Annotated in this window: 11 protein-coding genes; 7 read left to right on the plus strand and 4 right to left on the minus strand. The window is 73.7% G+C overall.

All coding sequences use genetic code 11. The features are described from left to right. The first annotated feature begins 58 nt into the window (after positions 1-58). The 3 genes from ACIBQZ_RS19360 to ACIBQZ_RS19370 are packed head-to-tail and all read left to right on the plus strand — an operon-like array spanning position 59 to position 3,142. Positions 59-655, plus strand: coding sequence for a TetR/AcrR family transcriptional regulator (locus ACIBQZ_RS19360; RefSeq protein WP_396090074.1), 597 nt, complete (start codon positions 59-61; stop codon positions 653-655). Positions 656-698: 43 nt separating this feature from the next. Continuing rightward, positions 699-2,378, plus strand: a complete 1,680-nt coding sequence (locus ACIBQZ_RS19365; protein WP_396090103.1) for a bifunctional 3'-5' exonuclease/DNA polymerase — start codon at positions 699-701, stop codon at positions 2,376-2,378. A 56-nt stretch (positions 2,379-2,434) separates the two neighbouring features. Beyond that, on the plus strand, positions 2,435-3,142 hold the full coding sequence (locus ACIBQZ_RS19370; RefSeq protein WP_396090075.1) for a DUF998 domain-containing protein: 708 nt from the start codon (positions 2,435-2,437) through the stop codon (positions 3,140-3,142). A gap of 588 nt (positions 3,143-3,730) precedes the next feature. On the opposite strand, the gene ACIBQZ_RS19375 is transcribed toward ACIBQZ_RS19370, so the two are convergent. Continuing rightward, positions 3,731-4,552, minus strand: a complete 822-nt coding sequence (locus ACIBQZ_RS19375; RefSeq protein ID WP_396090076.1) for an intradiol ring-cleavage dioxygenase — start codon at positions 4,550-4,552, stop codon at positions 3,731-3,733. Between the two features lie 116 nt (positions 4,553-4,668). Between ACIBQZ_RS19375 and ACIBQZ_RS19380 the strand changes: the two genes are divergently transcribed. Then, the gene (locus ACIBQZ_RS19380; RefSeq protein WP_396090077.1) at positions 4,669-5,292 is read left to right on the plus strand and encodes a maleylpyruvate isomerase N-terminal domain-containing protein; all 624 of its coding nucleotides are present in this window, start codon (positions 4,669-4,671) and stop codon (positions 5,290-5,292) included. A 190-nt stretch (positions 5,293-5,482) separates the two neighbouring features. Here ACIBQZ_RS19380 and ACIBQZ_RS19385 read toward each other — a convergent pair whose 3' ends face one another. Together ACIBQZ_RS19385 and ACIBQZ_RS19390 are read right to left on the minus strand one after the other, a co-directional pair. Continuing rightward, positions 5,483-6,304 carry a metal-dependent hydrolase gene (locus ACIBQZ_RS19385; RefSeq protein WP_396090104.1) on the minus strand — a complete coding sequence of 274 codons (822 nt, stop codon included), beginning with the start codon at positions 6,302-6,304 and terminating at the stop codon, positions 5,483-5,485. Between the two features lie 121 nt (positions 6,305-6,425). After that, positions 6,426-6,890: a DUF1707 domain-containing protein gene (locus ACIBQZ_RS19390; protein WP_396090078.1), complete on the minus strand. Its 465-nt coding sequence runs from the start codon at positions 6,888-6,890 to the stop codon at positions 6,426-6,428. Between the two features lie 434 nt (positions 6,891-7,324). Here ACIBQZ_RS19390 and ACIBQZ_RS19395 point away from each other — a divergent pair, with 434 nt between their 5' ends. Further along, positions 7,325-8,503: a sensor histidine kinase gene (locus ACIBQZ_RS19395; protein ID WP_396090079.1), complete on the plus strand. Its 1,179-nt coding sequence runs from the start codon at positions 7,325-7,327 to the stop codon at positions 8,501-8,503. Positions 8,504-9,077: 574 nt separating this feature from the next. Further along, the gene (locus ACIBQZ_RS19400; protein ID WP_396090080.1) at positions 9,078-9,764 is read left to right on the plus strand and encodes a response regulator; all 687 of its coding nucleotides are present in this window, start codon (positions 9,078-9,080) and stop codon (positions 9,762-9,764) included. A gap of 676 nt (positions 9,765-10,440) precedes the next feature. Here ACIBQZ_RS19400 and ACIBQZ_RS19405 read toward each other — a convergent pair. Continuing rightward, a complete protein-coding gene (locus tag ACIBQZ_RS19405) occupies positions 10,441-11,322 on the minus strand; it encodes a LysE family transporter (RefSeq protein ID WP_396090081.1) in 882 nt (293 codons plus the stop codon). A gap of 74 nt (positions 11,323-11,396) precedes the next feature. Here ACIBQZ_RS19405 and ACIBQZ_RS19410 point away from each other — a divergent pair. Then, positions 11,397-12,050 (plus strand): LysR family transcriptional regulator (locus tag ACIBQZ_RS19410; RefSeq protein ID WP_396090082.1); only part of this gene is annotated, 654 nt, incomplete at its 3' end.

A 12,050-nucleotide genomic window follows, 5' to 3' on the forward strand; every position in this document is an offset into this window, starting at 1 on the left:
ACACGACCGTAACAATGAAAACCTCCGCACGGAAGTTTTTGTGGCCTACGATGGCCGGATGGACGAGGCCCCCACCATCGCCCGGCGCGGCGCGTACGGCAAAGGCGTCCGGCGGCGCCGGGAGATCCTCGACCGGGCCATCGAGGTCTTTGCCGAACGCGGCGCCGAGGGCACCTCGCTGCGGGCCATCGGCGAGGCGATCGGGGTGTCGCACGCCGCGCTCAAGCACTACTTCGCCTCCCGCGAGGAGCTGCTGATCGAGGTCTACCGGGCCGCCGAGGAACGCTCGATCGTCGAGGACCCGGTGCCGCCGGACGTCTCCGTGGTCGGGCTGATGACCCATGCGGCCCGCCGCAACCACGGCGTCCCCGGCCTGGTCCAGCTCTACTCCACGCTGGTGGCGGGCGCGCTGGAGGAGGGCCACGAGCCGTCCCGGGAGTTCTTCGGGCAGCGCTTCGCCCACCTCCGGCGGTTCCTCACCGAGCTGATCGAGACGGAGCAGCGGGCCGGCCGGATCCGCCCGGACATCACCCCCGGGGCCGCCGCCGCCCTGATCATCGCCGCCTCCGACGGGCTGCAGACGCAGTGGCTGCTGGACCCGGCCGTCGACATCGAAAAGTCACTGGAGCTGCTCGAAGGCCTGCTCGGCACCTGAAAGTGTCGTACCCGGACGGCAGAATGACCCCGTGCTGGTAGCGGTGGTCTCCGACGACGGAAGCTGGCACGGCTCCGGCCGCTGGCAGGACGTGCACCCCGACGGCCGGCCCGCGGGAGCGCCGGTCCGGCTCGCCGACCTGCCCGCCGCGATCACCGCCCGCGAGGCCGCCGAGCATCCCCGCTGGCTCTGGGCGGCGACCACCGAGGGCTATCCCGCGCTGCTGCGCGCCGGCGTCCGGGTGCGCCGCTGCCACGACGTCGAGCTGACCGAGGCCCTGGTGCTGGGCCACGCGGGCCGCTGGGGCGAGCCCCGGGCGCTGGCCGCGGCCTGGGCCCGGCTGACCGGCGCCCCGGTGCCCGCCGACCCGCCGCCGCGGCTGCCCCAACCGCCGGGCTTCGCCCAGGGCGCGCTCTTTGATGCCCTGTCCGGGCCGCCGGCCGCCGCCGGCTCCGTCGCCCTCGAGGCCCTGACCAGGGTGTACGCGGACCAGCACGGCAAGATCGCGGCCACCGGGCAGCCCGGGCGCTTCGGCCTGCTGGTGGCCGCCGAGTCCGCCGGGGCCCTGGTCGGCGCCGAGATGGGCCACGCCGGCCTGCCGTGGCGCGCCGACATCCACGACCAGCTGCTGCGTGACCTGCTCGGCCCGCCTCAGCCGGTCGGCCCGCCCCGCCGGCTGGCCGAGCTGGCCGCCGAGGTCAACGCGGCGTTCGGCGTGCACGGCCTGCACCCGGATTCCCCGGCCGAGGTGTTGCGCGCGTTCTCCCGGGCCGGCATCGAGGTGCCCAACACCCGGGCCTGGGTGCTGCGCCAGGTCGAGCACCCGGCGGTGAAACCCCTGCTCGAATACAAGGAGCTCTACCGGATCTGGACGGCACACGGCTGGGCCTGGCGCGACGCCTGGGTCAGCGAGGGCCGCTTCCGCCCGGAATACGTCCCGGGCGGCGTGGTCTCCGGCCGTTGGGCGACCCGCGGCGGTGGCGCCCTGCAGGTGCCCAAGGTGGTCCGTCGGGCGGTGGTCGCCGACCCGGGCTGGCGCTTCGTGGTGGCCGACGCGGGCCAGCTGGAGCCACGCGTGCTGGCGGCGGTCTCCGGCGACGCCCGGCTGGCCCGGGCCGGCGCGGCGGGCGACCTCTACGCGGCGCTGGCCGCGGACTCGTTCGGCGGCGACCGCCCCAAAGCCAAGATCGCCCTGCTCGGCGCCATGTACGGCCAGACCGGCGGAGCGGCGATCCCGGCCCTGGCGGTGCTGCGGCAGAGCTACCCGACGGCCTTCGAATACGTGGAGGCTGCCGCCCGCACCGGCGAGGCGGGCGGCCTGGTCCGCTCCTGGCTGGGCCGCACCTGCCCGCCGGCGTCCACGGCCTGGCGCGAAGCGGGCCTGGAGCCCCCGGAGGAGGCGGGCTCGGCCGAGCCCCAGGGCGGCGCTTCGGGCCGGGCGCGCGGCCGCTTCACCCGCAACTTCGTCATCCAGGCGACGGCGGCCGAGTGGGCGCTGGTGCTGCTGGCGACGCTGCGGACGGCACTGGAGGGCACCCGCGCCGAGCTGGTCCTGTTCGTGCACGACGAGGTGGGCGTGCACTGCCCGGCGGAGGAGGCGGAACGGGTCGCGGAGGCGGTCCGCGCCAGCGCGACCAAGGCCGGCGAGCTGCTGTTCGGCGAAACGGCGGTCCGCTTCCCCCTCGACGTGTCGATCGTGGAGTGCTACGCCGACGCCGCCTGAGCACTCGTGTCAACCAAGGTTGACAGCCGCCGGACCTGTCAACTACGGTTGACAGCATGACGACGTTGACAGCCGTGGCGGCCGCCACCCCTGAGCGGCCACCGTCCCGCCGCCCCAGCCGGCTGCTCCTCGCCGGCCTGCTCGCCGGCCCGCTCTTCACGGCGGTCCACGTCGTGGCGGGTGTGGTGAAGGGCCACGGGTATTCGCCGCTCCGCCATCCGGTCAGCTCCTTGGCGCTCGGGCCGCAGGGCTGGGCCCAGATCGCGAACTTCGTGGTCTGCGGCGTGCTGGTGGTGCTGTTCGCGGCAGGGCTGCGGCGGGCCCTGCGCCCCGGCCCGGGTGCCCTGGCCGTGCCGCTGCTGGTGACGATCTGGGGCGTGGGCCTGATCGGCGCGGGCATGTTCCTGACCGACCCGGTGGCCGGCTACCCGACGGCGGCGACCCCGCTCACCTGGCACGGCCGGCTGCACGACCTGGCCTTCTCACTCCCGGGCTTCGCGGCGCTGACCCTGGCGATGCTGACGGCCGGCGTGGCGTTCGGACGGCGCGGTGCGGGCTGGTTCGCGGGGTATTCGGTGCTGAGCGGGGTGGCCTTCGGGGTGCTGTTCGTCTTGGCGACGATGGGCTTCAGCGGGGTGGAGCCGTGGGCGTCAGCGGCGGGGATGTGGCAGCGGGTGTGCGTGTCCGTGAGCTGGCTGTGGCTGGTCCTGCTGGCGGTGAAACTCCGCCGGGCGACCCCGCCGAACCGCGATCACTCGGGTTGACCGCGTCCGGCCGCGCGCCGGTGCCGAGCGCGGATCGTGACGCCGGCGAGCAGGCCGACAGCAGCGCGCTCTTCCGCCGGCCGTGGTCCTCGTTGTCTGTCGCACCAGGCGGACGGGCGGCCGGGAGAGGAACGTCTCAGGGAGCACCGCCAGCGATCCTCTGGCCCGTTCCCCGTCGACCATGTGCAGCAGCACGCGGCACTCCCACAGACCCCGCTCGGCCCCGTGCCCGGGGAACAGTTGGTGCCGGGCCTCCGGGTCCGGATGCGCCCGGAACCCGGTGCGCCGCTCCGCATCCTCGTACAGCTGGCAGAGCTCGTCCCGGCTCAGGGCCTTCAGGACGGCGGGCCGCGGCCCGGGCGGAACGGCCGGCGCCCGGAGCCGCCGCCGCACCGTCCGGTCGGCCGCGTTCTTGCGGGGCACCGGCAGTGGGGGCGGCGGCGTCCACCGGAAGCCCGCGTCGCTGATGTGCCGCAGCATCCAGGCCCGGCCCTCCTCGCCCGCGGTGCGCCAGGTCAACGTCATCGGCCGGGACCGGATCGCCTGCTCGCGGCGGGTGGCGGAACGACCCGGCCCCGGCCGGTGGTGTCAGCCTTTCACCGAGATGGTCAGGCCGGCGTGGTATCCGGTGGTCACGTTGCCGGTGACCGTGGCCATCTCACGGGCCGCCAGGTCGTCGCGGAAGACGTTGTCGGTGGCGAGGGTGATCCGGCTGAGGTTGGTCACGCTCTGGCTGTAGCCGACGGTCGCGTACACCGCCGACGAGGTCGCCTTGGGCAGGGCGATCTGCGAGGTCTTGACGATCGGGCCGCGGCCGCTGGTCGCGTCCGCCAGCGAGGCGTAGACCTCGAAGTGGATGTGCGGCCACCGCCCGGCGTAGCAGCCGGGGTAGACGCTGGAGAACGTGACCGTGCCGGTGGAGTCCGTGGCCTGGATGCCGCGCAGATAGTTCTGGTTCGTGACGCCGCTGGAGTACAGCGAGTACCGGCCCTCGCGGTCGCAGTGCCACGCGTACACCGCCGCGCCGACCAGCGGGGCGCAGCTCAGCTTGAGGACGGTCAGCGAGAAGGTGAGGCCGATGCCGCCCGCGACGCCGGTGGCGCCGCCGAACGACGAGCGGATGTCGCTGCGCACGACGCCGGAGACCGTACGGATCTCGACGCCGTTGCTGCCGTCGGCCGGGTAGGGGCCGGCGGTCTCGGACTCGACCTCGGCCACGCAGGCCGCCGCGGCGGGGGTCTGGTCGGTGAGCAGCCGGCCGCCGACGGCTGTCAGCACGCCGGCGCCGCCGAGTGCGGTCAGCATCCGTCGCCGCGACATCGTCCGGAGATCAAATCGCAGGCCCTTGTCGTGCACCTCCCGCACGTACGCGTCGTTGTCGGCGGGGATCTCGTCGGGCTGTCCTGTCATGGGATTCCTCCTCGTGGGAGCCGGGGTCGGTCCGGAATTTGCATTGAAGCATGTAAATCTATGAATAGCCTTTGAATCGCGGCCCCGCCCGGACGTGGACTCGATAGGGTCGAAGAATGACGTTCGACGATCGCCTCACGACGCTCGACGCGCTCTGGTCAGCCTGGGCGGAGTGCGGCCGGACGACGGCGGAGGAGCAGTGGAAGCTGCCGACCCGGCTCGGCGACTGGGACCTCCGCAGCCTGTACGCGCACGCCGCCTCGTGGCCGTTCACCTTCCCGCGCCTGGTCGACCGGGTGAGTGAAGCGGAGCCCACCCACGCCACGGCCGCCGAGCTCCTGCGGGACTTCAACGCCCCGGGTGGAGCCGCGCACCGCCTCCGGGACTGGAACGCGGCCGGCGCCCGCGAGGACGCGGTCACGTACAGCATCGCGCAGCTGATCGACCGGTTCGCCGGCGCCGGTCCGGATGCGATCGCGGCCGCGCGCCGGCGCGGCCCCGTCCCGGTGGACTATCACGGGCTGGCGGTCCTGCGTCTCGACGAGGTTGTCAGCATCGGCATCCTGGAAGCGACCGTGCACCTGCTCGACGTCCAGCGCGCCCTCGACCTGCCGCCGCACGTGCCGGCCGACGGCCTGGCGCACACGGCGGCCCTGCTCGCCGCGATGGCGCCGCCGGTCGACTTCATCGAGGCCGCGACCGGCCGGAGCGCGGCCCAGCCGTTCCCGGTGCTCACCTGAGCGGCGCAGCCCGGCCGGCGGCCGCTCCAGCACGTCGAACTCCGGCAGCGAGCCCGCCCGGCCCCGGCCCTGGGCTCAGGCCCCGACCCAGGCCCCGGCCCCGGCCCCGGCCTCGGCCTCGGCCTCGGCCTCGGCCTCGACCCCGGCCCCAGCCCCTGGGCTCAGGCTCCGGCCCGGCCCCGGGCCGGGCTCAGCCGTCGGCCCAGGCGTCCAGGTCCAGGCGCTGCAACAGGTGCGGGGCGAACATGCCGAACATCGACAGCAGCGCGATCAGCGTGAACAGGGTGCGCAGCACCAGCACCTCGCTGCGGCTGCCGGCGCTGATGGCGATCCCCTTCGGCAAGCCGATCATCCGCCACATCCGGCGGCCGGTCGGGATCGGCCAGAGGATCGGTACGCCGCTCTTGGTGATCATGTCGCCCAGCAGGTGCACCACGCACCCCACCCCGACCGCGAAGCCCAGCATCGGATAGCCGCGGTCGCCCGGCAGGCTCGCCGCGGTGAACCAGGCGATCACGCCCGCGGCCAGCGTGACGATCAACCAGCCGGCCCGCTCGGCCCACTGGTCGAACAGCCCGCGCAGGGCCAGGCCGGCCATGAAGAACACCACGGCCACCACCGCCCACTTGCCGTAGCCGGCGCAGAGTGCCGTCGTACCCCAGCCGACCAGCCCGGCGAACGGCAGCGTGTGGGTGAACGTGCGGTGCCCGTTGTTGCGGCGCGGGTCCCGGCTCAGCTTGGTCGCGGTGTAGACGCCGAGCGAGATCTTCTCGATGACCTCGGCGATGAACAGCGAGAACACCCCGAACGTCCGGGCGACGGTCGCGCCGCCCTGGTTCCTGGTGACCTTGCCGGACAGGTCCAGGTCGGGCAGCAGGGCGCCGCCCGAGCAGACGGCCGTACCCACCGCGATCGCGAGCGGTGACTGGGCGTAGCCGGCGAAGTGGTCCAGGGCATAACTGCCGGCCAGCCAGACAGCCGCGCCCGACAGTGCGTGCGACGGACCCATCATGGTGGTGCCCACCCCTCCCCGTGGCCCCCGGCGCGGGGGCGGCCGGGGGTAAACCGCGTAACTGTCGCAGAGCGGGAGGGGGTGGGCAACGACCGCCACGTCTACTGTGGAGTGTTCTGGATCACCTGTGGCTCGGTGCGTTCCACGGCGCGACGTGGTGCCGGTAGCTGTACTCGGGGCGGTAGCGGCCGTACCGGGCGTGCCGCATCAGGCCCATGACCAGGAAGACCAGCGGAATCGCGGGCCAGAAGAAGTGCGCGCCGGACAGCGCCCAGAGCCCGGTCAGGGCGACCGCGATCAGCGCCACGAAGCCGGCGTGCCGACGCACGTCCCGGCGTGTCGCGGCGCGCGCCTGCGGGGTCTCGGCCAGGGCGCGGCGGCCCTGGTCGGGCAGGTCGGCGGTGAGCGGGGCGAGCTCGTCGCGGAACTTGGCGGCGTACACCTGGCCGAGCCGTTCCTCACCCTCCTCGAGGGTGAGCCGGCCTTCGGCCATCGCGGCCCGCAGCAGCTCGGCGACCTGCTCGCGCTCGGTGTCGGAGGTCCGGAGCCGATGCTGGCCGGACCGGGTGGGATCGCTGGGATACACGCTGACCTCCTGGGACGTGGCGGGACTGACTCCAGGTTCGCCGATCCGGCGCCGGGCCGCGTCGCCCCGGCGGAGCATCCGGTACGCGGTGAGCCGTACCTCCGGTGGGGTAGACGCCGCCCGGGGTACTCCCTGGGGCGTAACGAGGTGTCGCTCTCCGACGGATGCCCGGGTGAGCTGGGGTGCCGTAGGTTCGATCCGTGCGAGACCGGGGGCCACAACACCCGCCGGCCGGCCCTGCGGAGTCCGGCGGCGATGGTTGGTCGCCGGGTCGGGAGAGTGCGGCTGCCGTCCGGCGCAAACGGGGGCGGGCAGGTGGCCGGCTGGGCGGCGGTGTCCGGACTGGCTCTGCCGGGCGGCTGGGTGGCGGTGTCCGGACTGGCTCCGTCGGGCGGCTGGGCGGCGGTGTCCGGCCGGGCGCCGCTGGCCGGCGGTTGCGGCAGCGGCACTGGCCCGGCGCGATCATCGCCGCCCTCAGCTTCCACGTCTTCGGCAACTGGAGCGAGGCCGCCCACCTCGCCCATCCGCGCGACCTCATCGCGTGCACGCTGCTGCTGGTCGGCCCGCTGGCCCTGGCCTGGCGCAGCCGCGCCCCGATCGCGGTGCTGGCGGTCGCCGGCGCCGCCACCGTCGGCTACGCGACCCTGTCCACCCCGACCTGGACCTACGCGGTCGCCCCGGTCATCGCGCTGTTCACCGCGGTGCGCGACGGCCGGCGCCGCGCCGCCCTGATCGTGACAGCCGTCGGCTACCTCGCGTACCTGTTGATCTTCTGGTTCGCCGCCGACCCGCTGGGCCTGCCGGCGGCGGCCCGCCCGACCGTGCGCGACGCGGTGCTGACCGTCCTGGGCCTGGCCCTGACCACCTTCATCGGCGGCGCCGCCCGCGCCCGCGGCACCTACCTCGCCGAGATGGCCAAGGCCCAAGCCGAACGCGCCCGCGCCCAGGAGGAACAAGAACGCCGCCAGGCCGCCGACGAACGCCTCCGCATCGCCCGCGAGCTGCACGACGTGCTCGGCCACCACCTGTCGCTGATCAACGTGCAGGCCGGCGTCGGCCTGCACCTGATGGACAACCGCCCGGAACAAGCCCGCGAGGCGCTGGCTGCGATCAAGACCGCCAGCTCCGAGGCGCTGCGAGAGGTCCGGGCAGTGCTCGGCGTCCTGCGCCCGGAGGAGGAGGCGGCGCCCCGCCAGCCCGCGCTGGGCCTGGACCGCCTCACAGATCTCACGGCCGACGCGGGCCTGCCGGTGACCACGGAAACCGTGGGCGAGCGCCGCGCCCTGCCGGCAGAGGTGGACCGCGCAGCCTACCGAATAGTCCAGGAAGCCCTGACCAACGTCCGCCGACACGCATCCACAGGCGCGGCAGCCACGGTCGCGGTCGAGTACGCACCGAACGAGCTCCGGCTGGCAATCCGCAACGAAGGCCCAGGCCCACCCCCGAAACCGAACCCGGACGACGAAGCGGCGGCAAGCGACGCCGGCAGCGGCATCGCGGGGATGCGAGCCCGGGCAGCGAGCCTGGGCGGCGCCCTGTCGGCGGGGCCGTTACCGGACGGCGGCTACCTGGTCTCGGTCACCCTGCCCACAACACCGGCAACCACGAGATGACGCCGATCCGGGCAGGCGATCGGGCCCGCACAGCCGCGGTTCCGCGTTGGTCGGCGTGGTGGCTGGCGGGGTGGGTTCGCGTGGCTTGGGTTCCGCGTTGGTCGGCGTGGTGGCTGGCTGGGCGGGCACGCGTGGCCGGGTTCCGCGCCGGTCGGCGTCGTGGCGGGGAGTTCGGTCCGGTCCGGTCCGGCCGGGCGGCCCGCGCGTCCGCGGTCCCGCGTCGCTCGGTGTGGTGGAGGAACTGGCCTGGCCGGGCGGGCTCGCGTGGTGGCGGGGAGTCTGCATGGTCTGGCCTGGCGGGGTGGGGCTCGCGCGGTCGTGTGTGGTCGGCGTGGTGGCGGAGGAGTCTGCGTGGTTCGGTCCGGACGAGCGAGCTCACGCGTTCGCGGTCTCGCGTTGGCCGGCATGATCGGGAGCTCGCATCGTCTGGCCTGGCTGGGCGGGTTCGCGTGTTTGGCGGGGGAGTCTGCCTGGCGGGCTGGCTCGCGCGGTCGCCCGTGGTCGGCATGATGGCGGGGGAACTCGCATGATGGGGTCCGGCCCGGCCCGGGCGGGGCCCGTGGAGGGGTGTCGCATGATCTCGGTTCTGCTCGCGGACGACCAGGCGCTGGTCCGGGCCGGGTTCCGGGCGCTGCTGAACGCCGAGCCGGACATCGAGGTCGTCGCCGAGGCCGGCGACGGGCTGGAGGCGGTGCGGCTGGCCGGCCAGACCCGGCCGGACGTGGTGCTGATGGACATCCGGATGCCCGGGGTCGACGGGCTCGAGGCCACCCGCCGGATCGCCGCGGACCCGGCGCTGACCGGCACCCGGGTGGTCATCCTGACCACGTTCGAGCTGGACGAGTACGTCTTCGAGGCGCTGCGCACCGGGGCGTCCGGCTTCCTGGTCAAGGACACCGAACCGGTCGAGCTGCTGCGCGCCGTGCGGGCCGTCGCGGCCGGTGACGCCCTGCTGTCGCCGAGCGTCACCCGGCGGGTCATCGGCGAGTTCGCCGCCCCGGGCGGACGCGGGCGCACCGCGGCGCCGCCCGGCGAGGCCGAGCAGCGGCTGGAGCCGCTCACCGATCGGGAGCGCGAGGTCATGGTGCTGGTCGGCGAGGGACTGTCCAACGACGAGATCGCGGCCCGCCTGGTGATCAGCCCGGCGACCGCGAAGACCCACGTCAGCCGCACGATGGTCAAGCTCGGCGCCCGCGACCGGGCGCAGGTCGTGATCTACGCGTACGAGGCGGGCCTCATCCGCCCGGGCTGGCTCGCGTGACGCGCGCCTTGGTGTAGTCGACCGGGCGACGTCCGCTCTCGTCGTCGTAGCGGGTGACCGCGATCACGATCCGCCCTCGTGGCCGACGAACTCGATCGACTCGCAGCGGCGGTCACCGACGGCGGAGGCCGAGGTGATGGTGACCGGCGCGCCGGTCGGAGCGGTCGCCCGCGTCATCCTGCTCCTCCCGACGCCCGCCCATCTCGGCTGCGGGTTTCCGGCAGCCCTCGCGTAGGCCAGGCACCAGCGCGACCAGCGTCCGCAGATCTGTCCAGCTGCTCGTGCGGAACTGTCGTACCGGTCCAGGAGGATACGGGCCGTGGACGAGGTGCTGAGCGTGTTGCGCGAGGAGTTCGAGGCGGCGGACGGCAGTTTCCTGCTGCGGCTGCGGATCGACCTGGACTGGGACCGGCCGGCGTTCCAGCGGCTGGAGGCGGCCATGCGGGCCGGCTGCGAGATGTTCACCAGCACGACGACCTGCCCCGCTGGCTGGCCGAGGGCTACTTCTACCTCTCCCACTTCGCGGCGGAATGGACCTCGCACCCGAATTTCCGCCGCCCGGAGCCGACGAGCTACTACACCGACTGCCTGGAACGGCTACGAGACCTCGCCGACTGGTTCTTCCGCGGGGTGCACAACTACCTGGAGCCGCACGTCTGGCCCGAACTGGCATGACTCAGACCCCGGCCGCGACGGCCACCCCGAGCAGAACGAGAACACCGCCGGTGACAGCCTGCAGCCGCCGGTGCACCGCCGGCCGCGAGGCGAACGACCGCCCCCGGTTCACCGCCCAGGTGAACAAGACGTACCAGCATGCCGTCACCAGCGCCCACAGCGCGCCGAGGACGACGCTGGACCAGAACACCGGCCCATCCGACGTCACGAACTGCGGAAGGAGGGAGATCGCAAAAACGCCCGCCTTGGGATTGCCGAGGTTCGTGGCCAACCCAGCGAGATACCCACCCCACAGCGCAGCTGCCGCCTCGCCAACCGATGCCTTCTCGCTTACCAGCGGTGTCTCGCCAACCGATGCCGCCTCGCTTGCCGGTGGCGTCTCGCCTGCCGACGGCGTCTCGCCTGCCGACGGCGTCTCGCGTGCGGGTGGCGTCTCGCTTGCCGGTGCCGTCTCGCTTGCCGGTGCCGTCTCACGTGCGGGTGGCGTCTCGCCTGCGGGTGCTGTCTCGCCTGCCGACGGCGCCTCGCGTGCGGGTGGCGTTTCGCCTGCGGGTGCTGTCTCGCCTGCCGGCGGCGTCTCGCTTGGTGGCGTTGCCTTCCGGCGTAGGGACAGCAGAGTGCTCAGCCCCAGGAGGGCGAGGATCCCGCCACCTGCGGCACGGATCAGCGTGTATGCGGCCGGGTTGGCCAGCACCACCGCCGACAGTCCCGCGGCCGCCGCGGTCGTCCAGATCAGCAGGCCGGTCGCCGTGCCCGCGATGCCGGCCCACGCCGCGCGCAGCCCGCCCCGCAGGGTCTGGCGCACCATGAGGGCCTGACCGGCGCCGGGGAGCATTGCCAGCAGCCAGGTGGTGATCACGAAGGTTGGCAGGTGAGTGGGCATGACCCCAGCGTGCGGTTCTCCCAGCGTGAAGAGAACGCCCGTTTGTGACAGTCAGCATTCGATATTCTTCACGCATGGAGCCGGCCCAGCTGCAGCTGCTCGCGCTCATCGACCGATATGGTTCGATGGCCGGCGCGGCCCAGGCCTTGGGCCGGACGCCCGCCGCGATCACCCAGCAGCTCGCGAAGGCCGAACGCGAGCTGCGGACGCCGCTGGTGCACCGCGGGCCACGAGGCGCCTCGCTCACCGCAGCCGGTGCCCTGCTCGCCCGGCACGGGAAGGTCATCGACGAGGAGACCCAGCGGGCCGTGCGAGGACTCGACGGGCTGCTCGGTCGCCTCTCGCTGCGGCTGCGCATCGGCGCCTTCCAAGCGGCGGCGCTGCACCTGCTGCCACCGGCCCTTACCGCTCTGCGCCACCGCTACCCGGACGCCGACCTGACCGTCACGGACATCACCTCCGACGAGGGCGTCGACGAGGTGGTCGCGGGCCGCCTCGACATGGCGGTCATCGCGTCCTGGGACACACCGATCACGCCACCGGGCCCGGTGACGGTGCACCCGCTGCTCCGCGACCCGATGGTCGTGGTGCTGCCCGACGATCACCCGGCTCTCGCGGGGTCCGGGTTGACCGGGTCCGGGTTGACCGGGTCCGGGTTGACCGGGTCCGGGTTGACCGGGTCCGGGTTGACCGGGTCCGGGTTGACCGGGTCCGGGTTGACCGGGTCC

It is taken from the genome of Actinoplanes sp. NPDC049599, assembly GCF_044465625.1.
Taxonomy (GTDB): domain Bacteria; phylum Actinomycetota; class Actinomycetes; order Mycobacteriales; family Micromonosporaceae; genus Actinoplanes.

What these genes read in the sequence shown, in the direction of transcription:
- ACIBQZ_RS19360 (WP_396090074.1), top strand. Translation starts at nt 59, where the DNA reads ATGGACGAGGCCCCCACCATCGCCCGGCGCGGCGCGTACGGCAAAGGC.
- ACIBQZ_RS19370 (WP_396090075.1), top strand. Translation starts at nt 2,435, where the DNA reads ATGACGACGTTGACAGCCGTGGCGGCCGCCACCCCTGAGCGGCCACCG.
- ACIBQZ_RS19375 (WP_396090076.1), bottom strand. Translation starts at nt 4,552, where the DNA reads ATGACAGGACAGCCCGACGAGATCCCCGCCGACAACGACGCGTACGTG.
- ACIBQZ_RS19380 (WP_396090077.1), top strand. Translation starts at nt 4,669, where the DNA reads ATGACGTTCGACGATCGCCTCACGACGCTCGACGCGCTCTGGTCAGCC.
- ACIBQZ_RS19385 (WP_396090104.1), bottom strand. Translation starts at nt 6,304, where the DNA reads ATGATGGGTCCGTCGCACGCACTGTCGGGCGCGGCTGTCTGGCTGGCC.
- ACIBQZ_RS19400 (WP_396090080.1), top strand. Translation starts at nt 9,078, where the DNA reads ATGATCTCGGTTCTGCTCGCGGACGACCAGGCGCTGGTCCGGGCCGGG.
- ACIBQZ_RS19405 (WP_396090081.1), bottom strand. Translation starts at nt 11,322, where the DNA reads ATGCCCACTCACCTGCCAACCTTCGTGATCACCACCTGGCTGCTGGCA.